We start from the raw sequence: 22376 nt of genomic DNA, 5'->3' as shown, positions 1-22376 counted from the left end.
TCGGGGCCGCGGGCGTCGTGCGCCGTCGGGTGTGGGCTACTTGCTGTAGATCTGCTCGATGTCGGACGCGAAGCTCTCGTGGACGACGCCCCGCTTGAGCTTCATCGTCGGGGTGAGCTCGCCGGTCTCCTCGGTGAAGTCGACGGGCAGGATCCGGTACTTCTTGATCGCCTCCGCGTGCGAGACGAGCTTGTTGGCCTCGGCGATGGCGGCGTCGACCTCGGCGGTGAGATCGGGATCCGACAGCAGCTCCGAAACCGTTGTGCCGGCGGGCTTGCCGTTGCGCTCGTTCCAGGCGGGCAGTGCCTCCGCGTCGATCGTGATCAGCGCGCCGATGAACGGCTTCTGGTCACCGACGACGATTGCCTGGCTGATCAGCGGATGCGCCCGCAGGTGGTCCTCGAGCTGGGCAGGGGCGACGTTCTTGCCGCCGGCGGTGACGATGATCTCCTTCTTGCGGCCGGTGATCGTGATGTAGCCGTCGGAGTCGACGGTGCCGAGGTCGCCGGTATGGAACCAGCCGTCCTCGATCGCTTCCTTCGTGGCGGTCTCGTTACGCCAGTAGCCGGAGAACACCACCGGGCCGGACAGCATGATCTCGCCGTCCTCGGCGATCCGGACGGAGTTGCCCGCCAAGGGCTTTCCGACGGTTCCGACCTTCTGGTTGCCGATCGTGTTGACCGCGAACGCCGCCGTGGTCTCGGTGAGCCCGTAGCCCTCGTAGATGGTGACGCCGATGCCGCGGAAGAAGTGGCCGAGGCGCGCGCCCAGCGGTGCGCCACCGGAGATCGCGAGCTTGCAGTTGCCGCCGAGCGCGGCGCGCAGCTTCGAGTAGACGAGCTTGTCGAACACCGCGTGCTTGATGTTCAGCAGCAGGCCGGGTCCACCGTTGTCCTTCGCTTCGCTCCACGCGATCGCGGTCGCTGCGGCCGCGTCGAAGATCTTGCCCTTGCCCTCCGAATGGGCCTTCTGGCGTGCGGTGTTGTACACCTTCTCGAACACGCGCGGCACCGAGAGGATGAAGTCCGGCTTGTACTCGGCGAATGTCGGGACGAGGTTGGGGATGTCGCTCGTGTGGCCGACCGAGGCGCCCGCGTCGAACGCTGCGATGCTCACGGCGCGAGCGAGGACGTGCGCGAGCGGCAGGAACATCAGCGTGCTGACGCCCGGCGTGGTCAGCAGATCCCCGAGGCTCGAGGCGATGATGCCCTTGGACTCGGCGATCAGGTTCGAATGGGTGAGCTGGCAGCCCTTCGGGCGGCCCGTGGTGCCGGAGGTGTAGATCAGTGTGGCCGGATCGCTCGCCTTCAGTGCTGCCCTGCGAGCGCGGATCTCGTCGTCGGAGACCTCGGTTCCCTGCGTGGTGAGCACCTCGACGGCACCGGCGTCCGCGCCGGACGGTTCGATCTGGAGGACCGCGCGCAGGTCGGGCGCCGCCTCGGCGACCTCGGCCACGGTCTTCGAATGCTGATCGGTCTCGACGACGAGGCCGATGGCGCCGGAGTCTTCGAGGATCCACTTCACCTGCTCGGCGGACGACGTCTCGTAGATCGGCACCGTCACGCCGCCGGCGGACCAGATTGCGTAGTCGATGAGCTGCCACTCGTAGCGGGTGGCCGACATCAGGGCGACCCGGTCGCCGGGCTGGACGCCGCGGGCCACGAGGCCTTTCGCGACGGCTGTCACCTGTTCCGCGAACTCGCGGGCCGTCACGTCGACCCACGATCCGTTCACGAGTCTGCGGAAGACCACGTGATCGAGCTTCGTCGCTGCGTACTCGTAGACCGAGTCGACCGCGGACGCGTCCTCCGGAATCGTGAATGTGGCAGGAACGCTGAACTCGGGCACGACGACCTCCGAACACTGAAGATACTGACGAGTAGGGCTTGCTGATCCTCACGATAGACGGCCCGCGCGTGACGTGCGGCACTGCCACCTACCTGCGGCTGCTCGCATGGTCGTCCGTCCAGGTGTAGTCCAGATCACCGACCTGGCAGGCGGTGTGTGAAGCTGTGAGGGTGAGCAGCATTCAGGTCGCCGACCAGACGTTCGTCGCCGCAGCCCCCGAGAAGGTGGCCGCCCGCGTGTCCGTGCCCGCGCGTTGGCGCGCGTGGTGGCCGGATCTGGTCCTCGACGTGCGCGAGGACCGGGCCGAGAAGGGCGTCCGCTGGACCGTCGCGGGACCCCTCACCGGAACGATGGAGGTGTGGCTCGAGCCGGTGATGGACGGAACCGTCGTGCACTACTTCCTGCACGCGGAGCCGACCGGGGTATCGCCGCAGGCTCTCGCGTCACTCGACCTGGCCGGGATGAACCACGCCCGCCGCCTCGCCGGTAAGACGATGACCTTCGAGATCAAGCAGCAACTCGAGGCGGGACGCGCCGCCGGGGAGCCGCCCGCGTAGCGAATTGTGCGCGAGGTCGGCAATCGTGTGAGATGAACGAGCGGTACGCGCGCACCGCGTCGTTCTGAAAGGAAGCGTCCGAGGCATGGCCGAGAAGACCAAGAGGTCGATCACCATCGACGCCCCCGCCGCCGAGGTGATGGGTGTGATCGCGGACTTCGGCGCCTACCCGTCCTGGGTGGAGGCCGCCAAGTCCGTGGAGGTCCTCGCGTCGGGACCCGACGGCCGCGCCGACGAGGTGCGGTTCGTCCTCGACGCCGGAATGGTCAAGGACACCTACGTGCTCCGCTACCGCTGGGCGCCGGACGGCATGGCGGTGAGCTGGGACCTGGTGTCCGGTGAGATCCAGAAATCGCAGCACGGCTCGTACACGCTCGAGCCCGAGGCCGGCGGGGGGACCCGTGTCACCTACGAACTGACCGTCGATCTCACGATCCCGATGATCGGGCTGTTCAAGCGCAAGGCCGAGAGAGTCATCACCGACACGGCGCTCAAGGAACTCAAGAAGCGGGTCGAGGGCTGAGCGCCGCAGCTTCGGGATCGGGTGCCGCAGTCCGGTTCTTCGTCGGCAAGGGCGGTGCCGGAAAGACGACGATGGCGGCTGCCACGGCGGTCGGCGCGGCCTCGAACGGTGAGCGCGTCCTCCTGGTCTCGCTCGATCGTGCGCACGGGCTGGCCGACATGCTGGACCACCCGATCGCGCCGGGAGAACCGACGCGCGTGGCACCCGCACTGGACGTCCTCGAGATCGACACGCTGGCGTTGCTCGAGGAGCGCTACCGGGGGTTGGTCGCGCTGCTGGCACTGGGCGGAGCGCACGATCACGGCGCCGACCTGACCGACCTGGCGCCGGAGGAGCTGACCGGACTGCCGGGCGTGGAGGACGTACTCGGGCTCGGCGAGGTGGTGCGGTCGGCCGACGAATCACGTTGGGACACGATCGTCGTCGACTGCCCCGCCACCTCCGACGCGCAACGCCTGCTGTCCCTGCCCGAATCGGTGGCCGGATACATCGAGCGGGTGTGGCCCCAGCACCGCCGCATGGCGGCACTCACCTCGGGCGACACCGGCATCGCCGTGGTCGTCGCGATGGTGGATCGCGTGCTGGAGACCGCGTCGGCGATCGCGGCGCTGCTCTCGGATCGGGAGCGGACGACGATCCGGGTGGTGACGACGGCCGAGCGGATGGCGGCGGCGGAGACACGCAGATTGCTGTCGGCGCTGGCTCTCGGGGCGCTGCGGGTCGATGCCGTGATCGTCAACGGGCTGCTGCCGGACATCGAAGCGGACGAGTCCAATGCCGGCGGCTGGTACCGCGCTCGCCGCGGTGCGCAGGACTCGGTTCTCGCGGATCTGCGCGTGGCCGCCGGGGACGCCGTCGTGCTTCCCGTCGACCAGCTGGCGACCGAGCCGATAGGGTTGAAGGCTCTGGACGGCGTGGCGCGCATCCTCTACCCGGGCGTATCCCGCCCGTCGGCGGCGCTCACCGCCGATACCGAACCCATCCGGGTAGCGCTCGAATCAGGATCGGGTGGCCTCGAATCGGTGTATGCGATGCGCATGCACCTGCCGCTCGCGGACCCCCGGGCATTGACGTTGGGACGAGTGGAGGACGACTTGGTGGTGGGGGCCGACGGGAAGCGCCGTCGCGTCAGGCTGGCATCGGTGCTCCGACGGTGCACCGTGCGCGACGCGGATTTCGACGGCACCGACCTGGTCGTGCGGTTCGTGCCGGACCCGGCGGTGTGGCCGCAGTGACCGGTGAGCACGCCGAGATGGTCGCGGAATTGAGGGCCCTGGCCGAGACGGTTCTCGAGCGGATCGAGCCGATCCTGCAGAAGGCGGCGCGGGGCGCCGAGGCCGCCGCGGAATCCGACGGGCCCGAGTCGGCCGGCCAGACGGGATGCAGCAGCTGTTCGTGGTGTCCGCTGTGCGCCCTCGCCGCGCTGATCCGGGGTGAGCAGCACGACCTCGTCACGGCGGTGGCGGGTCATGCGTCGGCCCTGCTCGCGGTGCTGCGTGAGGTGCTCGACGGGCAGCAGGACGCCGCCGCGGCGCGCGCGGGGCAGGCGCCGGAGCCGCCCGAACAGGCCTCCGCCTTCGTGCCGATCCACATCACGATCAAGGACTGATCCGCACCGCCCGGCGGCGACCGCACGCAGCGGTGTGGGCACAATCGTCGACGTGAACAGCGTCGAAGAGCTCACCGTCGGAGTGGACGTCGGGGGGACGAGTATCCGCGCGTCGGTGGTCGACGTCCGCGGTGAGGTCGTCGACACCGCGCAGGCGCCGACGCCGCACTCCGCCGACGCCCTCGAACAGGGCATCACCCGCGCCGTCCGGGAGCTCACGTCACGGCACCGGATTGCGGCGGTGGGGCTCGCGGTGGCGGGCTTCGTCGACTACGACCGCACCACGGTCCGGTTCGCGCCGCACCTGCCGTGGGTGGACGCACCCGTCGCTCGCCGTCTCGGAGACCGGCTTTCGCTGCCGGTCGTGCTCGAACACGACGCGAACGCGGCGGCCTGGGCGGAAAGCCGCTTCGGTGCGGCCGGAGGTGGCCGGAACGTCGTGGTCGTGGCGATCGGGACGGGTATCGGGGCAGCGCTGCTGATCGACGGCCGCTTGTACCGGGGCAGCTTCGGCGTGGCACCGGAACTCGGACACCTGCAGGTCGTGCCCGACGGCCGGGTGTGCGCGTGCGGCAAGCGCGGGTGTTGGGAGCGGTACTGCAGCGGGACCGCGCTGGTGGACACCGCACTCGAAATGCTCGCGGCCGAGCCGTCCGGCTCGACGGTCCTGGCGCGGGACGTCGCCGTCGATCCGGGCGCGTTGACCGGCCGACGGATCGCGGCGGCCGCGCGGGAGGGGGACCCGGTGGCGCTCGCGACGTTCGCGGACTTCGCGCGGTGGCTCGGGGTGGGGCTCGCGACGGTGTCGGACATCTTCGATCCGGACCTCGTCGTCATCTGCGGCGGCGTGGGCAGTTCCGCATCGCTGTTCCTGGACGAGGCGCGCGAGCACTACGCGCGACTGGTCACCGGCGCGGGGCACCGGCCGCTCGCTCGGATCCGGCACACCCAGTTGGGGGAGGCGGCCGGAATGATCGGTGCCGCCGACCTCGCGCGCCGGGCGCTGGCCGGTCCGCGTTGACGCAGCGGAGCGCACCAACACGGTGTGGCAGCCGTCCAGACTGCTGAGTACAGTCATTGCGTAGGTGGCCGCCCTGGCAGGCCTCGGGGGAACGAGCTCGGACGGAAGGACGCCATGTGGTACTGGCTGTTTAAGTACGTGTTGTTGGGTCCTGTCATGTGGCTCCTCGGGCGGCCGAAACTGGAAGGCGCCGAGAACATTCCGACGGACGGCCCGGCGATTCTGGCCAGCAACCACCAGGCTGTACTCGACTCCTTCTTCCTTCCGTTGCGCTGCCCGCGCCGGATCACGTTCCTCGCCAAGAGCGAGTACTTCACCGGCACCGGGTTCAAGGGTGCCTTCCAGAAGTGGTTCTTCTCGGCCGTGGGTCAGGTGCCGATCGACCGCACCGGTGCCGACGCCGCCAAGGACGCGCTCGACGCCGGGCTGCGGGTCCTCGGCCAGGGCAAGCTGCTCGGCATCTACCCGGAGGGCACCCGCTCGCCCGACGGCCGTCTGTACAAGGGCAAGACCGGCATGGCGCGCCTCGCACTCGAGTCGGGCGTCAAGGTCATCCCGGTCGCGATGATCGGCACCGCGAAGGTCAATCCGATCGGTTCCAAGATGTGGCGGCCGGCGAAGGTCACCGTCCGCATCGGCGAGCCGATCGACTTCTCCCGGTTCGAGGGCATGGGCGGCAACCGTTTCGTCGAACGTGCCATCACCGACGAGGTCATGTACAAGCTGATGGGCTTGTCCGGTCAGGAGTACGTCGACATCTATGCCGCCAGCCTCAAGGACCCGGCGCCCGCCGCCGAGCCGGTGACCGACATCGACCGCGTGCCCGACACGCGCGCCGGGTAGCGGGCGGGTGACGCTCGGTCGGCTCGGCCGATCGGCCGCCGCCGCAGGGCTGCTCGCCCTCGTCGGTCCCGCCGTGTGGATCGGCGCGGTCGCGGCTGGGCGCATGCACCGTGCGGCCCGAGCCCCCCGGGCGCCCGTCGCGGTCGTGCTCGGTGCGCGGGTACGGGACGGCCGCCCGATGAAGTTCCTCCAAGGACGTCTCGACACGACCGCACGTCTGGTGCGGGACGGCAAGGTGGCCGTCGTGCTGGTCTCCGGCGACGCGCACGGGCGGTCGGGCGACGAGATCGCCGCGATGGTCGAGTACCTCGTCGAGGTGGGAGTTCCGCGAACGTCGATCGTCGCCGACCCCTATGGGCTCGACACCTACGACACGTGTGTGCGGGCGGCGGAAACGTTCGGAATCCGAAACGCGCTCTTCGTGACTCAGCCTTTCCATCTGCCACGCACCGTCGCGCTCGCCCGCGCCGCCGGAATCGAGGCCCACGGGGTGTACGCGGGCCGGGCCGGCGGCAGGAGATCCACACTGGTGAGGAACACGGTGCGCGAGATGCTGGCGTATCCGAAGGCGGCACGGGACGTCCTGTCGGGGAGAGATCCGGAAGTCGGTTCCGCGCCGGACGATTCGGTGACGGCAGCACTGTCGAGTCACCGCCCGAAATGACGACCTGACGGTATGTTCCGTGGGTGTCCGTCGTCTCGTTCGCCCGCACTCGGCCCCGCCTGTTCTGGTCGCTGATCGCCGCACTCGTCGTCGCCCTGTATCTGTCGTCGCTGGGTGTCTACGCCGCGAGTGACGACAGTGATGCCGGATGGACGGAGGTGACGCCCGATGCCGACGAGGTGCTCGTCATCGTCTCCCTCACCGAGGTCCGTCCCAGCACGTCGCGGGTCGACGTCGAGGTCTCGGTGGCGCCCGGCGCCAGCTTCCTCGATTCCGGCGGAGCCGATCTCGCGCGCGAGATGACCGTCCTCGTCTCGCCGAGTATCGCCCGGACGAAACTCGTCCTCCCACAAGGGACGTCGGTGACGACGTTCGACACCCAGGTGCTGCTCGACGGGCAGGCCGGACGGTGGCCCTTCGACCGGTTCGTCGTCGATCCCCTCGTGGTGACGGCGTACACCGGATCCGGATCGGGCGTGCAGGCCCATCCCACCCGTGTGCTCGTCGACGGGGAAGCCGAGGGCTGGACCGTCGGCGACGACGTGCTCTCGGCGGACGGCCAGGACGTCCAGGAGGTACGCGTGGAGGTGCACCGGTCCGGCGGCATCCTCGTCTACTCGGCGCTGCTGTTGGCGATGATGGTGATCCTGGCGGCGCTGGCGGCGTTCGTGTCGATCCAGACCGCGCGCCGCCGCCGCGTCGTGCACACCGACATGCTGGGCTGGATGGCCGCGATGGTCTTCGCGGTGATCCCGATGCGCAACATCCTGCCCGGCGCGCCCCCGATCGGCGCCTGGGTCGACATCACCGTCACGGTATGGGTGATCGTGACCCTCGTGGTGTCGTTGGCGCTGTACGTCTACTGCTGGTGGCGCGACACCGCGGGCGAGACCGTGTCAGGCGGTGGGCGCCAGCTGCGTGGGGGAGTCGGCGACCCCGGCGCGGAGACGGGCCCGCCGGCCGAGGGACAGCGTCACCGCGACCATCACGGCGAGTGCCCACCACACGTAGGACGACGCGAGGAACTGGTCCCACAGCGGCCAGCCGGTCCCGTCCCAGCGGCCGACGCCGAGCTCCCAGTGCGGGGCGAGGACGAACAGCACGAAACTGGCAGCGACGGCGGCGCCGAGGACGACGCTGCGGCGCCGGTAGGCGGCCACGGCGAGGACCATCAGCAGAGGCGCGACCCAGACCCAGTGGTGTGACCACGACACGGGCGAGACCAGCAGACCGAACAACGCGTTGACGAACAGCGCCACGACGGGCAGCCCGGCCGCGAAGGCCCGATGCATCGCGACGGCGGCGAGCGCGAGCACGGCCACGCTCAGCACCAGCCACAGCACGGTCCGCATCGACGGGTCGAGCCCGAGCCGGGCGAGGACGCCGGTGAGGCTCTGGTTCGCGGGGTAGGCCGGGCCGCCGATGCGGCTCGAGTCGAACAGCGTCTCGGTCCAGTACTCCCACGAGTCGGCGCGGGCGACGAGGAAGCCGATGGCGCCGAACGCCACGAAGCTCGTTCCGGTCGTGACCGCGGCCCGGAAGTCCTTGCGGAACAGGAAGTACAGGATGAACACCGCGGGGGTGAGCTTCACGGCCGCGACGAATCCGATGAGGATGCCGCGCGGCCACGGAGTCTTCTTCATCAGACAGTCGGCTGCCACGAACACCATCAGCAGGATGTTGACCTGGCCGTAGTCGAACGTCGAGCTGACCGGCTCCAACGTGAGAGCGGCCGCCGTGCCGCCGAGCGCCGTCCACACCAGGGTCGTGCGCGGACGCACACCCACCGACGCGAGCGCCAGTACGAGCGTCGCGACCAGTGCGGCCAGGGACAGCACGGTGAGCACCGCGCCGGCCGCCTGCAGCGAGATCCACGACATCGGGGCGAACACGACGGCGGCGAGCGGCGGATACGTGAACGGCAGGTGCTGGCCGAAGAACGTCGGCGGCAGCTCGCCGTAGAGCGGGTCCCCGGCCGCGAAGACGGCGCCGCCGAGGCGGTAGACGTCGAGATCGATGTGGTACTGGAAGCCCACGTCGCGCACACCCGGGAAACCGACCAGGTAGAAGAGGGCCCCGAGGGTGAACGCGGCGGCCACGACGACCCTGGCCGCGAGGACGGCGGCGGGGCTCCACGTCGTCTTCGGCGGTGCGCCGTCGTCCGCGGGGGAGGGGCCGGCGAAGTCGCTCGTGGGGTTGTGCACCACCACATCCTTCTACGAACACGGGGCACGGTGTCGAGTGACCCCGCGAGCGGGGCAGTGTCGAGGGCTCGGGATCCGGGGCATAGGCTCCCCACCGTGCGCTACTTCTACGACTGCGAGTTCATCGAGGATGGTCGCACAATCGAGCTGGTCTCGATCGGTGTGGTGTGCGAGGACGGGCGTGAGTTCTACGCCGTCTCCACCGAGTTCGATCCGGACCGCGCCGGCAAGTGGGTGCGCCGCAACGTGCTGCCGAAGCTGCCCTCGCCGTCGTCGCCGGTCTGGAAGAGCCGCGCACGCATCCGTGACGACCTCATGAAGTTCCTGGTTCCCCGGCCGGGCATCGAACCGGAGCTGTGGGCATGGGTGGCGGCGTACGACCACGTCGTGCTGTGCCAGCTGTGGGGCGCGATGACGGAGCTGCCGTCGTGCATGCCGCGCTACACCCGTGAACTGCGTCAGCACTGGGAGACGAACGGTTCCCCGCCGCTGCCGCCGGTTCCCGACGACGCCCACGACGCGCTCGCCGACGCCCGGCACAACCTCGCGAAGTTCGAGGCGATCGAGGCGTTCCGCTCGGTCCGGTGACGCGAATCACGAGCCCCGGCCGGGGCAACGATTCCGTGTGAATGGGGGCCTTCGCTCACCCCACCCGGGCGAGGCGAATATCCTGTAGTGGTGAACTGGACTGTCGACGTTCCGATCGACCGCTTGCCCGAACTCCCGCCGCTGCCCGCAGCCATGCGAGATCAGCTGGATGCGGCGCTGGCCAAGCCCGCCGCGCAGCAGCCGCAGTGGCCCGCCGACCAGGCGGCCGCGATGCGTACCGTCCTCGAGAGCGTGCCTCCCATCACGGTGGCCGGTGAGGTCGAGGCGCTGTCGCAGAAGCTGGCCGAGGTGGCTCGCGGTGAGGCCTTCCTGCTGCAGGGCGGCGACTGCGCGGAGACCTTCGCGGACAACACCGAACCGCACATCAAGGGCAACATTCGTACGTTGCTGCAGATGGCCGTCGTGCTCACCTACGGTGCGAGCATGCCGGTCGTGAAGGTGGCGCGAATCGCCGGCCAGTACGCCAAGCCGCGCTCGTCGAACACCGACGCGCTGGGTCTGCCGTCGTACCGCGGCGACATGGTGAACTCGCTCGTCGCCGACGAGGCCGTGCGTGTCCACGATCCGTCACGCCTGGTGCGGGCCTACGCCAACGCCAGCGCGGCGATGAACCTCGTGCGGGCCCTCACCGGTTCGGGGATGGCCGACCTGCACAAGGTCCACGACTGGAACCGTGAGTTCGTCTCGTCTTCGCCCGCCGGCGCCCGCTACGAGGCGCTGGCCGCCGAGATCGACCGCGGCCTGCGGTTCATGAACGCGTGCCGCGTCACCGACCCGAACCTGCAGTCGGCGCAGATCTACGCCAGCCACGAGGCGCTGGTGCTCGACTACGAGCGCGCCATGCTGCGTCTCGACAACACCGACGATCACCCCAAGCTGTACGACCTGTCGGCGCACTTCCTGTGGATCGGCGATCGCACCCGGCAGCTCGACGGCGCGCACGTCGCGTTCGCCGAACTGGTCGCGAACCCGATCGGCCTCAAGATCGGCCCGTCGACCACGCCGGAGCAGGCCGTCGAATACGTCGAGCGCCTCGACCCGACCAACAAGCCGGGCCGGCTGACGCTGATCTCCCGCATGGGCAACGGCAAGGTGCGCGACCTGCTGCCCCCGATCATCGAGAAGGTGCAGGCCACCGGTCACCAGGTGATCTGGCAGTGCGATCCGATGCACGGCAACACCCACGAGGCCACCACCGGCTACAAGACCCGCCACTTCGACCGCATCGTCGACGAGGTCCAAGGCTTCTTCGAGGTCCACAACGGACTCGGGACCCATCCGGGCGGCATCCACGTCGAGCTGACCGGTGAGAACGTCACCGAGTGTCTCGGCGGCGCGCAGGACATCTCCGATCTCGACCTGTCCGGTCGCTACGAGACCGCATGCGATCCGCGCCTGAACACCCAGCAGTCGCTCGAACTGGCGTTCCTCGTCGCGGAGATGCTGCGCGACTAGCCCGAACAGCTGAAGGGTCCCTTCGTACGCTCGCAGCGCACGAAGGGGCCCTTCAGCTGTTTTCGGGAAATCGTCAGAGCAGGGATGTGATGGTGACGGTGCCGCCGGGGGCGACGCGGTCGCCGGCGCCGGGGCTCTGCGAGATGATCAGTGAGCGGTCCGAGCTGACGATCTGGCGCACCTCGTACTGCAGCCCCAGCTTGTCCAGTTCGGACTTGGCGGACGAGACCGAGCGGCCGAGCAGCGCCGGAACCTTCACGGCGTTCGACACCTTCAGCACGACGCTGGTACCGGCCTTGACGGACGTACCCGCCGCAGGATCGGTGCCGACGGCGTCGCCGGCGTCGATCTTGTCGTCGAAGACCTGCTGGACGTCGCGGACGGTGATGCCGACCGAGTCGAGCGCCTTGCGGGCCGCGTCCTCCGACATCCCCTCGACCCCGGGGACGTCGACCGGCGGTGCGCCCTTGCTGCGCAGCATCCGGACCTCGGAGCCCACCGAGAGCACGGTGCCCGGCGCGGGCTCGAGGGCGGCGATCCCGCCGACGGGAACCCGCGCGCTGAACGCCTCCCCACCGTCGACCGGCACGAAGGTGCGCTCGCGCAGGCTCGCCTCCACGGCCGCGACGTCGCCGCGGCCACCGACCTCGGGCACCGTCGGGCGCCCCAGCGAGACCAGCAGGACCACCGACGACCCGCGTGTCACGCGCTCACCGGCCGCGGGATCGGTGCCGACCGGCGTGTCGATCGCCACCGTGTCGGAGTACGCCCCGCGGGTCTCCACGCTCAGACCGGCCGCCTCGATCTGCGAGGTGGCGCCGGCCTTGTCGAGACCGTCGACGGCCGGAATCGCAGCGTAGCGACCCGACCCGAGCCACCACCCACCGAAACCGAGCGCGCCGGCGACCAACAGGATCACCAGCAGCCACACCAGAACTGTCCGCCGCGAACCGTGCTGCGGCGACCCGGGCGCGCCGAAGGGGCGCCGGTCCGGGGGAGCGTCGAGCGGTGAGACATCGTCGTCGGCAGGCCGCGGCGTCACCGTCGTCACGACCTTGGTGTGCTGGACGCCGTCCTGGGGGGCCGCCGCCGGGGTGACCGTGGTCGGTGCGTCGGCGGCCGGGACGGGCCGACTCCCGGGCTCGGCGTACGGTCCCGGCGCTCCGGGCGCGCGTGGTGTGACGGCCGTGGGCGTCGCGGACTGCTGCGCGGAGCGGCGCGGCGCGGGCACCCGGTAGTCCGGCAGCCCCAGCTGCGTACTCACCGTGCGCAGTTGCGCCGCCATCGCGCCGGCGTCGGCGAAGCGCTGCTCCGGATCGCGTTCGGTCGCGCGGACCACCAGGTCGTCGAACTCCGCCGGCACGCCGTCGATGACGGTGCTCGGCTCCGGGACGTCGTTGTCGATCCGCTGGTACGCGATCGACAGCGACGTGTCGCCCGTGAACGGTGTGGCGCCGGTCAGCATCTCGTACAGCAGCACCCCGGCCGCGTAGACGTCGCTGCGGGCATCCGCGGTCCCGGTGGTGACCTGCTCGGGTGACAAATATGCGGCAGTACCGAGGATCACGCTGCGCGACGTCGTGCCGGCCGCGGCGATCGCCCGGACCAGTCCGAAGTCGGCGATCTTCACGTCGCCGGAGTGCGAGATGAGGACGTTCTCGGGCTTGATGTCGCGGTGCACCAGGCCGGCGCGGTGCGCGACGGCGAGCGCCTCGAGCACCGGCCGCGCGACGGCGGCCGCGGCGTGCGGGGGCATGGGCCCGCGCTCGCGCAGCAGTTCGCGCAACGTGCCGCCCTCGACGAGCTCCATCACCAGGAAGGCGTGCTCGCCGTCGCTGCCCTGGTCGTGGACCGCCACCAGCCCGGGATGGGCCAGGCGGGCCACCGCCCGGGCCTCGAACTCGAACCGGGCCAGGAACTGCGGATCGGCGGCGAACTGCGGATCCATCACCTTGATCGCGACGGGGCGATCCAGACGCAGGTCCATGCCGCGATAGACGGTGGACATGCCGCCCCGCGCAATCGGCGCATCGATGCGGTAGCGCCTGTCCAGCACCACACCGATCAACCGTCGACCTCCGGGATTCACGCTCGCGCCCCTCGCTTCCGTGCACAGATTCATCTCGATCGTAGTCAGCAGACGCCGCCCGACCCGATTCCACGGCGGGACCCTGGTCGTACCGTCTCCGCCGACCCGATAACGTTACGGGAGTGAGTGCTATCCCTTACTGCGATGACGTGTTGGACCGCTCGATCCCGCTGCTTCAGTTGGCGGACGTGTCGAAGCAGATGGGCATCGTTGTCACCCACGTCCATCAGCTGCTGCGCGACCACAAGCTGATCGCGGTCCGCCGCGACAGCGTCGTCGGTGTTCCCGAGGCGTTCTTCGGCGACGACGGCCAGCCGGTCCGGCTGCTGTCGGGCCTCATCGTCGTGCTGCGCGACGGCGGATTCGACGACGAGGAGATTCTGCGCTGGCTCTTCACCGAGGACGAGTCGCTGTCCGCCACGCCCATCGAGACGATGCACACCGACCAGGCGCGTGAAGTGGTTCGCCGCGCCCAGTCGATGGCCTTCTGACACAGCACCGCGTAGCGGCCGGGCGGCGGGTCAGACCTGTCGCCCGGCCGTACCTGCTCTCGCCCGGGTGGCGCGCACCAGCAGCGGCAGCGCCACCGCGAGCCGTCGGCGCCTCGACACGACCGCGCGACGATCGAACACCCGGAACCCGCTGCGTTCCACCTCGTCGAGGATCTCCGAGTAGAGCGTGTAGGCCGCCCGGATGCCCGGCCGGGCCCGCGGATCGAGCATGTTCAGCCCCGGCTCGGCCTCGCGATAGAGCGCCCGGGTGAGGGCCGCGACGTGTCCCAGTGCTCGCCGCACTCGCGGATCGACGAGGCCCGTCTCCCTGCAGTGCCGCAGCAGCTCCGTGTCCACGCCGAAGGCGGCGAGGTCGTCCGCCGGCAGATACACCCGGCCCCGCGCGAGATCCTCGCCGACGTCGCGCACGAAGTTCGTCAGCTGGAAGGCCTCGCCGAGCGCCGCGGCATGCGGCTTCGCCTCGTCGAGACGTGTCGTGGTGCCGAGGACCGGCAGCATCTGCAGCCCGATCACGACCGCCGATCCGTACATGTAGCGCCGCAATGTCGCCATGTCCGGGTACCCGTCCTGGAAGTCCGGGGTGCCCGGGATGTCCATCCGCATCGAAGCGAGGAATGCGCGGAAGTACTCGACCGGAATCGCGTACCGGTCGATGGTGTCCGCGACCGCCCGCACGACCGGCCCGGACCGGGGGTCGGTCACCGGACGTCCGGCGAGCGCGGCGGCGAGCTCGGCCTCGATTCGGTCGACCGCGGCGATCCGCTCGGCGGCCGGGTCGGCCGCGTTGTCGGCACTGTCCACGTCCACGACGTCGTCGACGGTGCGGGCGAACCCGTACAGGGCGTGCACCGCCGGCCGCCGATCCGCGGGCAGCAGTCGCGTTGCGAGGTAGTACGTCCTACCGTGCTCGGCGGCGAGTTCACGGCACATCCGATAGGCCGCGCCCAGATCGGAGTCCCGTGGCGGTGTCACAGCGGTGACGGCCGCCGATCGGGACCGCTGACCAGTGCCTCGGAGACGGCTGTGGCTTCCGGTGCCTCCGGCAGGCGGATGTCCGGTGTCGGCTCGGCGACCGACCGCAGTCGCAGCGGATCGACCGTCTTGAGGGACACCGCGGCCACGACCGCGACGAACGTCGCGAGCGCGACATGCAGGAATGTGTAGAGGCCGATCGATCCGTCGGGCTGGAAGACGAGCATGAGCCACGTCGACAGGCCGACGAGGACCTGCAGGGTGCGGGTCGACATCGCGAAGCCGGCTGCGATCGCGAGCGGCCACGAGTAGTACCAGGGCAGGGCGGCCGGGGACAGGATCACGATCGCGACGAGGGCGATGAGGATGCCCAGTACCGCGTCGCGTTCGGTGCGCCGGAAGCGCCACCACACCCAGACGAGGGTCGTGACGAGGGCGACCGCGCAGATGGCGCGGGTGACCTCGAGGACCGGGGCCAGCGTCGCGCCGGTGAACCAGCCCGTGCCGACGGTCACGAGATGCGCCATGATCGTCGGCAGCGACAGCCAGTTGATGATCTTCGCGGACCCCTGCAGCGCCGTGAGCCAGCCGAGCCCGACACCTGCGACCGCCGACGCCGCGGTGAAGACCGCGACGAACACCGCGACACCGATGCCGGCCGTCTTCACGAACGATGCCAGCGGGGTGGCGGGCTCGCGGCCCTCGGCCTGGGCGCGCTCGCGTTCGTGGATCATCCAGATCCACACGATGAACGGCAGCGCGATCCCGGCCATCGCCTTGACCGCGACTCCGATCGCGATGACCGCCACCGCCGGAACATGCTTGCGATCGAGGGCCAGCGTGACGCCGGCGACCATGAGGCCGACCATGAGCAGCTCGTTGTGGACGCCGCCGACGAGGTGGATGAGGACCAGTGGATTGAGCACCGCGAGCCACAGCGCGATCGCCGGGTTGCCGCCCAACTGCCGAGCGAGGCGGGGCAGCGCCCACATCATCAGCGCGAGGCCCGGGAGCATCGTCAGGCGCAGCATCATGGTGCCGGCGATCACGTTGTCGCCGGTGAGGCTGGTGATGCCCTGGCCCAGCAGCAGCGAGATCGGCCCGTACGGCGCGGTCGTCGTGGTCCACACATTGCTGACGTTGTCGAGCAGGATGCCGGGGTTGGCGACCGGCCCCACCGCGTACGGGTCGAACCCGTCCCGCAGGAGCGCGCCCTGAGCCAGATACGAGTAGGCGTCGCGACTGAACATCGGCACCGCGAGGAGCATCGGGGCGGTCCAGATCGGCACCGTCCACATGAGGGCACGAACCCCGACTCGGCTCTTGATCGCGGAGCGGCCCAGTCGCACCCACGCGGCAACCATTGCGAGGACGCCCGCCCAGATGACGATCGTGGACAACACGTAGCCGTGCCCGAACCGCAGCCACGACAGGTTGGCGTCCTCGAGCAGAGGGTCGTGCCGGCGCACGCTGCCGGCACCGAAGCCGCCGAACGTGATCATCAGGGCGCCGATGAACCCGAGCACGGTGGCGTGGCCTTCGGGAGTGCGCAGATAGTCGCCGGCGGCGCGCAGCCACGAACGGTCGGACGCGGTGTCGAGGGGTCCGGAAGGGGCCGACATCGGTACAGATTCCTCCCCCGGATGAGGTGCTCGATCACCGTCGGCCGACGCTGGACGGCCGCGCGGTACTGGACGGCTAGTCAGTTTAGTGTGTCCCACCGGAATGTTCGGCATGCAGTCCGGAACGCGGCTTCCGTCCGCGTCCGTCGATGCGTTCGGCGGCCAGTTTCCCCGACACGATCACCGTGGGGACGCCCACACCGGGCGTCGTGCCGGAGCCCGCCAGAACCGCGTTGACCGGGTGTCGAGGCAGGTTTCGACGACGGAACGGCCCGGTCTGCCGGAACACGTGCGCGGCAGCGAACGGACTGCCCGCCGCCAAGCCCTGCGCGGCCCACGTCCCGGGCGAGTCGATGTGATCAACGACATAACCGCCGGTGATGCCGCGGTATCCGCGCTGCTCGAGGGTGCGGAGCAGTTCACGGGCGTACGGCCCGGCCAGGGTGTCCCACGCGAACGGGGCGCTGTCGAGATTGGGGCACGGTGCCAGCACCGACAGCGGTTCGTGCCGGACGCCGTCGCGTTCGACCAGCAAACCCGGATCGGTGACCGCGGGTCGGGTGATCAGCAGCGACGGATCGCTCATCAACCGGCCGCGACCCGGCCGCGCCGCGATCTCGGCGAACGTGCGCTCCCACTCGGCGCCGAAGTCGATCGTGTGGTGGTGCGGTGCGCCCCAGGCTGCCGAGACGTCGCACGGGACGGTGCCGTGCAGCACCACGGCGGACGGCGAGATCCGCAGCCGTCGGGGCCGGCGGGCGGAGAGCAAGTCGTCGACGATCGGCAGGTCCGGAGTGAGCACCACGGCGTCGCACCCGAACGTCCCTCCGGCCGCGGTGCGCACCGCGTGTACCCGATCGCCGGACTGCTCGAGTGCCACCACCTCCGCCCCGAACTCGATCCGCCCACCTGCCGAGGTGAACGCGTCGGTCATCGCTTCGGCGATGGTGTGCATCCCGCCCTCGGGAAAGGAGACGCCCATCGAGGTGTCCATGTGCGCGATCGCGCCGTAGACGGCGAGAGCTTTCGCCGGCGCCACCCCGGCGTAGAGGGCCTGGAACGTGAAGATCCGGCGCAGGCGCGGGTCGCGGATCCGGCGGGCGACCTGATTGCCCAGGCGGCCGAAGCCCCCCGCGGCGATCAGCCTGGCCAGGTCCGTCGCGGAGGCGCGCGTGGCGAACAGGTCCAGTGGGGAATCGAAGTTCGCGTCGATGAACGTGTCGAACTCGGCGTCGAACACGCGACCGAGCCAGCGGCGCAGTTCCAGGTACCGGCGCGCCTCGTCCGCCCCACAGACCCGGGTCACCTCCGCGACCATCCGATCCGGGTCCGAATGCACGTCGATCGAGGAGCCGTCGGCGAACCGGGCGTGGTACGCGGGCGACAGGCGGTGTAGACGCAGGGGAGGCGTCGTCGTATCGAAGTCGGCGCCCACCGCGGCGAGGGCGTCACGGACCAGTTCCGGCATGGTCAGCACGGTCGCGCCGTTGTCGATCACGTGGTCGGCGAATCGGTACGTCCCGACCCGGCCGCCCGGATGATCGCTCCGTTCCAGGACCGTCACCTCGTGTCCGCTGCCGCGCAGATGGAGGGCGGCGGCCAATCCCGCCAGCCCGGCGCCCACCACCACGACCCGGTCCGTCGCCCCGGGTACGACGCGCACGCCGACCACCGCGGTCAGGCGTCTCGTCGGGTGACCGCGATGGCCATCTCCCGCAGGCGCAGTTTGCCCTCGTCGGTGGCGGTACTGCCGTCGAGCGCACTGAGAGCGCTGTCGGTGAGCTCGCTGATGCGCCGCTCGGCGTCGTCGACGGCGCCGAGATCGGTGATGACCGAGCGCAGTGTCGCGACCTGGGCGTCGGACAGGTCGGTGCCGATCGACTCGCGTAGCAGCGCCGCGGCGGCCGGATCGGACGCGTCGGCCCGCTGCAGCGCTTCCGCGAACAGGACGGTGCGCTTGCCGGCGCGGAGATCGTCGCCGGACGGCTTGCCGGTGACCTCGGGGTCGCCGAACACGCCGAGCAGGTCGTCGCGCAACTGGAACGCGATGCCGATGTCGGTGCCGAACGTCCGGTAAGCGGCGACGAGTGCGTCGTCCGCGCCGGCGAGCGCCGCGCCCAGGTGCAGCGGACGTTCGATCGTGTAGGCGGCGGTCTTGTATCGGTCGACCCGCAACGCAGCTTCGACGGTCTCGTCGCCCCGGACCTCGCTGCTGATGTCGAGGAACTGGCCGCCGAGTACCTCGGTGCGCATGGCCGACCACACCGGCGAGATACGCGCCTGGGCGTCGGGCGACAGTCCCGCCTCCCGGATCATGTCGTCTGCCCATGCCAGCGCCAGATCGCCCAACAGGATGGCGACTGCCCGGCCGAACTCCGCCGATCCGCCGATCCAGTGGTGGGCACTGTGCTGGTCGGCGAACTCGACGTGCACGGTGGGGAAGCCGCGCCGCGTCGTCGAGGCGTCGATGATGTCGTCGTGGACCAGTGCGCACGCCTGCACCAGTTCGAGGGCCGACGCGGCCCGCAGCGCCGCCGGCGCTTCGGGCCCGGTGGCGTCCCCGCCGGCCCCGAGCCAGCCGGTCCAGACGAACATGGGACGCACCCGCTTGCCGCCGCGCAGCACGAAACTCTCGAGCGCGGCGACCGCCTCGGCGTAGCCGCCGCCGACGGTCTCGACCGTGCCGGCGCGCGAGACGAAGAACTCCCGCAAGGCGTCCTCGACGGTATCGGTGAACGGTGGGACGGACGGCGAAGGGCGAGTGGACTCACCGGCTCCAGCGGACAGGACAGCCTCCAAATCGAGTTCTCGAAAAGCCTCCCGACCAACCTTAGTGGTCCTCTCCACGGTCGCGTCGGGTGCTGCCCAGGTCCCGGCACGTGAGACGGGGAGCCGACGCGATGCGGTCCGACCAGTGCACTGAACCTATGCTTGGCGGGTGACATTCGATGCCGTCCGGGGGCGCAACAGCGCGGGATTCGTGACTCAGACCCCCTCGATCGTGGACCGGATCCGCTCGTCCGAAGCTTCGAAGAGCGGTCGGATTCCCTTCTCCGTCGAGTTCTCGCCGCCCCGCGACGAGGCCGCCGAAGCGCGGCTGTGGCGTGCGGTTCGCGAATTCGAGCGACTCGGACCGGCATTCGTGTCGATGACCTACGGCGCCGGCGGGTCGACGCGTGACCGCACCGTCCGCGTCACGGGTCAGTTGGCGGACGACACCACCCTTCTGCCCGTTGCGCACCTGACCGCGGTGGGGCACAGCATCGACGAACTGCGCGCGATGTGCGGGGCGTACGCCGACCGCGGCATCAGCAACATCTTGGTTCTGCGTGGGGATCCGCCGGGCGATCCGCTCGGCGATTGGGTCAAGCACCCCGACGGCGTCGAGTACGCCGAGGAGTTGGTGCGTCTGGTGCGCGACATGGGCGACTTCCACGTCGGTGTGGCGTCCTTCCCCGAGGGCCACTACCGCGCGCCCGACCTCGATCACGACACCAAATACCTGGTGCAGAAGCTGCGAGCGGGTGCCGAGTACTCGATCACCCAGATGTTCTTCGACGTCGAGGACTACCTGCGGTTGCGCGACCGCGTCGTCGCGTACGACCGCGAGCAGGGCGAGAAGCCGATCATCCCCGAGATCATGCCGATCACGTCGCTGCGCTCGGCGCGGCGCAGCCTGGAACTGTCGGGTTCGAGTCTGCCGCCCGCGCTCGAGGAACGTCTCACCCGCGCCGCGGGCGACGGACCCGACGAGAACCGGGCCGCGGTGCGCGAGATCGGCATCGAGGTCGCGACCGAGATGAGTGAGCGGCTCATCGCCGAGGGCGCGCCGTGCCTGCACTTCATCACGCTCAATTTCGCGCGGGCCACCGGCGAGGTGTTGGCGAACCTCGGGATGTCGGCCTCGGCGTCGGTCTGACCGTCAGGTCAGCTGTCGACCCTTCCACTGCAGTCGCCGGCGGCGGCGGTCGCGGTGCGACACCGCGACCAGTCGCACGAAGGCGGCGACGGACACCGGATGTGCCGCCGCATCGGCCACATCCCGGCCACTCGGCGGTGAACCGCGTTCGACGGCCCGAGCGGTGATGCGTGAGGCGATCGCGGCCAGGTAGCCGGCGGTGCCCCAGACGCGGGTGCGGCCGCGACCGAACAGCATCGCGAGCGGCGGGACGGCGTAGGTCGCCGCGACCAGGGTCGTCACCACGGCCGCGCCCGCGGGCGACCCGAAGGCGGTCCACAGCCAGCGCGTGTACCCGTCCCGCAGCGCGTCCGCGTCCGTGTACATCCGGCAGTGCGCCCGCTCCTGCGCGGCGGCGACGACGGTGCGGCCGCCGCGGCGGCGCACGGCGCGCGCGATGTCGAGGTCCTCGGTGTGGCTGCCGGCGACAGGAGCGTGCCCGCCCATGCGGTAGTAGGCGGCGGCGTCGAACACCAGGAACTGCCCGCATGCGACGACGGTCGACGGGCGGGTACTGCGATTGGCGACGGTCACCGGCAGCGTCGAGAACCACGACCAGCACAGCAGGGGCTGGATCAGTCGCTCGGTGGCCGTCGCGGCATCCTGCCGCGGCCACGGTGAGACGAGGTCCGCTCCGCAGTCGCGCAGCGCGGTCACCGCCGCGGCGAGGGCGTCGGCCGCCAGACGCACGTCGGCGTCGAGGAAGACCAGCACGCCGGGCCGGGCCGGGTCCATCAGACGGGCTGCGCGGGTGGCGCCCTCGTGGCACGCCGCGTTCTTCCCGAGCCATCCCGGCGGCGGACCGTCGCCGGGGACGAGGGCGAACCGGCCGTCGCCCGCGAACGCCGACGTCGCGACCGCCGCGGTGCGGTCGGCCGACTCGTCGTCGAGGACGATCACGCGCAGGGTGTCGAGGAGAGTCTGCCGCCGAAGATCTGCCACCAGATCGCCGATGCGACTCTCCTCGTTCCGGGCGGGCACCACCACCGTGACGGGTTCGGTGACGCGGCGTGCGTGGAGACGGGGGATCGTGCAGGCGTTGACGGCCGCGATCGCCGCCCCCGACAGCGCGACGAGCGCCGCGCTCCGGGTCACGAGCAGAGACGAACGCAGTGGACGGAGTGGGGCTGCCATCGGAGTGGACCGGCTACCGCGTCGACGTCTCCAGGGATCTGTCGCGCTGCGGCCGCGGCGGAGTGTTGCGGTTGCGGTGGAGCCAGGCCATGCCGCCCACGATCAGCGCGACACCGATCGCCACGCCCGCCGACATGCCGGCCCAGCCGGCGAAGCTGCGGGTGCTGGGGTCCGCGTAGCGAACCTCGGCGCGCAGATTGGTGACCTCTCCCGCGGGCAGCTTCCACGTGACGGTCGAATCCCCGTCCCGGGTGCCGTTGGTGGTGGCCACGCGGGCCGGGAACGCGATCGTGAACTGGACGTCGGTGCCCTGCGCCGGAACGTCCTCGAGATCGATGCGGCCGTCGAGGCTCACCAGGTCGCCGGCTCGCTGCAGCGACAACTGCAGTACGCCGGAGGTGTCGGCGGACATCGAGCCGAGATCACGTACCTCGCCGAACGACAGTCCGCTGAAGAACACCTGGGTGCCGACGTAACCGTCCTTGTCGTACTCCTGCACCCTCATCCGGTCGGCGAGCGAGTCGGGTGGCGTCAGCTGCGGCCCCTTGTCGTCGTCGTCCTTCGGGACGGTGGCTGCGACGATCTGGCCCGACACCTTGTCGTCCGCCGAGACACCCATCGAGACCTGCACCCGCAGGCAGCCGGCCAGCAGCGGCACGAGCAGCAGCGCGAGAACAGCGGCACCGAGCACCCGCGTGCGGGGGCGGCGGGACGACAGTGGGGGAGTCGGGCGGGAAGGCGGCTGCACAGCGATCA

20 protein-coding genes and 1 pseudogene are annotated in these 22376 nt (G+C 70.3%); 12 read left to right on the top strand and 9 right to left on the bottom strand.

What is annotated here, in order from left to right:
- Positions 1-36: 36 nt before the first annotated feature.
- Positions 37-1848 carry an AMP-dependent synthetase/ligase gene (locus tag C7H75_RS14855; protein WP_106851525.1) on the bottom strand — a complete coding sequence of 604 codons (1812 nt, stop codon included), beginning with the start codon at positions 1846-1848 and terminating at the stop codon, positions 37-39.
- A 170-nt stretch (positions 1849-2018) separates the two neighbouring features.
- Between C7H75_RS14855 and C7H75_RS14850 the strand changes: the two genes are divergently transcribed.
- From C7H75_RS14850 to C7H75_RS26225, 8 genes and pseudogenes are all read left to right on the top strand, one after another.
- The gene (locus C7H75_RS14850) at positions 2019-2405 is read left to right on the top strand and encodes a polyketide cyclase / dehydrase and lipid transport (protein ID WP_106851524.1); all 387 of its coding nucleotides are present in this window, start codon (positions 2019-2021) and stop codon (positions 2403-2405) included.
- Between the two features lie 85 nt (positions 2406-2490).
- On the top strand, positions 2491-2928 hold the full coding sequence (locus C7H75_RS14845) for an SRPBCC family protein (RefSeq protein WP_005512497.1): 438 nt from the start codon (positions 2491-2493) through the stop codon (positions 2926-2928).
- A complete protein-coding gene (locus tag C7H75_RS14840; RefSeq protein WP_080559243.1) occupies positions 2925-4163 on the top strand; it encodes an ArsA family ATPase in 1239 nt (412 codons plus the stop codon). The genes C7H75_RS14845 and C7H75_RS14840 overlap by 4 nt, the downstream gene beginning before the upstream one ends.
- On the top strand, positions 4160-4537 hold the full coding sequence (locus C7H75_RS14835; protein ID WP_081120730.1) for a hypothetical protein: 378 nt from the start codon (positions 4160-4162) through the stop codon (positions 4535-4537). Before C7H75_RS14840 ends, C7H75_RS14835 begins: the two co-directional genes overlap by 4 nt.
- A 34-nt stretch (positions 4538-4571) precedes the next feature.
- Positions 4572-5558 (top strand): ROK family glucokinase, encoded by a 987-nt coding sequence (locus tag C7H75_RS14830; protein ID WP_005512501.1) that lies wholly within the window; start codon positions 4572-4574, stop codon positions 5556-5558.
- Between the two features lie 114 nt (positions 5559-5672).
- Positions 5673-6401 carry a lysophospholipid acyltransferase family protein gene (locus C7H75_RS14825; protein WP_005512502.1) on the top strand — a complete coding sequence of 243 codons (729 nt, stop codon included), beginning with the start codon at positions 5673-5675 and terminating at the stop codon, positions 6399-6401.
- Positions 6402-6408: 7 nt separating this feature from the next.
- Entirely contained in the window at positions 6409-7065 is a 657-nt protein-coding gene (locus C7H75_RS14820) for a SanA/YdcF family protein (protein WP_084866444.1), read from the top strand.
- A gap of 23 nt (positions 7066-7088) precedes the next feature.
- Positions 7089-7928: pseudogene (locus C7H75_RS26225) on the top strand (DUF8686 domain-containing protein); the annotation flags it as partial.
- 33 nt (positions 7929-7961) lie between these two features.
- Here C7H75_RS26225 and C7H75_RS14810 read toward each other — a convergent pair.
- Positions 7962-9275: a glycosyltransferase 87 family protein gene (locus tag C7H75_RS14810; RefSeq protein WP_106851522.1), complete on the bottom strand. Its 1314-nt coding sequence runs from the start codon at positions 9273-9275 to the stop codon at positions 7962-7964.
- A gap of 90 nt (positions 9276-9365) precedes the next feature.
- Between C7H75_RS14810 and C7H75_RS14805 the strand changes: the two genes are divergently transcribed.
- Together C7H75_RS14805 and C7H75_RS14800 are read left to right on the top strand one after the other, a co-directional pair.
- Positions 9366-9857, top strand: a complete 492-nt coding sequence (locus C7H75_RS14805; protein ID WP_005512507.1) for a polyadenylate-specific 3'-exoribonuclease AS — start codon at positions 9366-9368, stop codon at positions 9855-9857.
- A gap of 90 nt (positions 9858-9947) precedes the next feature.
- Positions 9948-11333, top strand: a complete 1386-nt coding sequence (locus C7H75_RS14800; protein WP_022596552.1) for a class II 3-deoxy-7-phosphoheptulonate synthase — start codon at positions 9948-9950, stop codon at positions 11331-11333.
- A 73-nt stretch (positions 11334-11406) separates the two neighbouring features.
- On the opposite strand, the gene pknB is transcribed toward C7H75_RS14800, so the two are convergent.
- Positions 11407-13422, bottom strand: a complete 2016-nt coding sequence (gene pknB, locus C7H75_RS14795) for a Stk1 family PASTA domain-containing Ser/Thr kinase (RefSeq protein ID WP_084985190.1) — start codon at positions 13420-13422, stop codon at positions 11407-11409.
- 122 nt (positions 13423-13544) lie between these two features.
- On the opposite strand from pknB, the gene C7H75_RS14790 reads away from it, so the two are divergent.
- Positions 13545-13913 carry an Rv2175c family DNA-binding protein gene (locus C7H75_RS14790; RefSeq protein WP_013416376.1) on the top strand — a complete coding sequence of 123 codons (369 nt, stop codon included), beginning with the start codon at positions 13545-13547 and terminating at the stop codon, positions 13911-13913.
- Between the two features lie 30 nt (positions 13914-13943).
- On the opposite strand, the gene C7H75_RS14785 is transcribed toward C7H75_RS14790, so the two are convergent.
- The 4 genes from C7H75_RS14785 to C7H75_RS14770 form a co-directional block, all read right to left on the bottom strand.
- Positions 13944-14864 (bottom strand): phytoene/squalene synthase family protein, encoded by a 921-nt coding sequence (locus tag C7H75_RS14785; RefSeq protein ID WP_106851521.1) that lies wholly within the window; start codon positions 14862-14864, stop codon positions 13944-13946.
- Between the two features lie 38 nt (positions 14865-14902).
- Positions 14903-16528, bottom strand: a complete 1626-nt coding sequence (locus tag C7H75_RS14780) for an alpha-(1->6)-mannopyranosyltransferase A (RefSeq protein ID WP_005512512.1) — start codon at positions 16526-16528, stop codon at positions 14903-14905.
- 85 nt (positions 16529-16613) lie between these two features.
- Positions 16614-18191: a phytoene desaturase family protein gene (gene crtI, locus C7H75_RS14775; RefSeq protein ID WP_175280037.1), complete on the bottom strand. Its 1578-nt coding sequence runs from the start codon at positions 18189-18191 to the stop codon at positions 16614-16616.
- A gap of 14 nt (positions 18192-18205) precedes the next feature.
- Positions 18206-19327 (bottom strand): polyprenyl synthetase family protein, encoded by a 1122-nt coding sequence (locus tag C7H75_RS14770; RefSeq protein ID WP_317047790.1) that lies wholly within the window; start codon positions 19325-19327, stop codon positions 18206-18208.
- A gap of 181 nt (positions 19328-19508) precedes the next feature.
- Between C7H75_RS14770 and C7H75_RS14765 the strand changes: the two genes are divergently transcribed.
- Positions 19509-20447 (top strand): methylenetetrahydrofolate reductase, encoded by a 939-nt coding sequence (locus C7H75_RS14765; RefSeq protein WP_013416372.1) that lies wholly within the window; start codon positions 19509-19511, stop codon positions 20445-20447.
- 3 nt (positions 20448-20450) lie between these two features.
- Here C7H75_RS14765 and C7H75_RS14760 read toward each other — a convergent pair whose 3' ends face one another.
- Entirely contained in the window at positions 20451-21620 is a 1170-nt protein-coding gene (locus tag C7H75_RS14760; protein WP_106851518.1) for a glycosyltransferase family 2 protein, read from the bottom strand.
- A 13-nt stretch (positions 21621-21633) separates the two neighbouring features.
- Positions 21634-22368 (bottom strand): LppM family (lipo)protein, encoded by a 735-nt coding sequence (locus C7H75_RS14755; protein ID WP_049799620.1) that lies wholly within the window; start codon positions 22366-22368, stop codon positions 21634-21636.
- Positions 22369-22376: the final 8 nt, after the last annotated feature.

It is taken from the genome of Rhodococcus (subgen. Prescottella) equi (assembly GCF_003013675.1).
In the GTDB taxonomy this organism is placed as follows: Bacteria; Actinomycetota; Actinomycetes; order Mycobacteriales; family Mycobacteriaceae; genus Prescottella; species Prescottella equi.
Note: the sequence above shows the minus strand (reverse complement) of the source record. Positions and strands in the feature narration are given on the sequence as shown.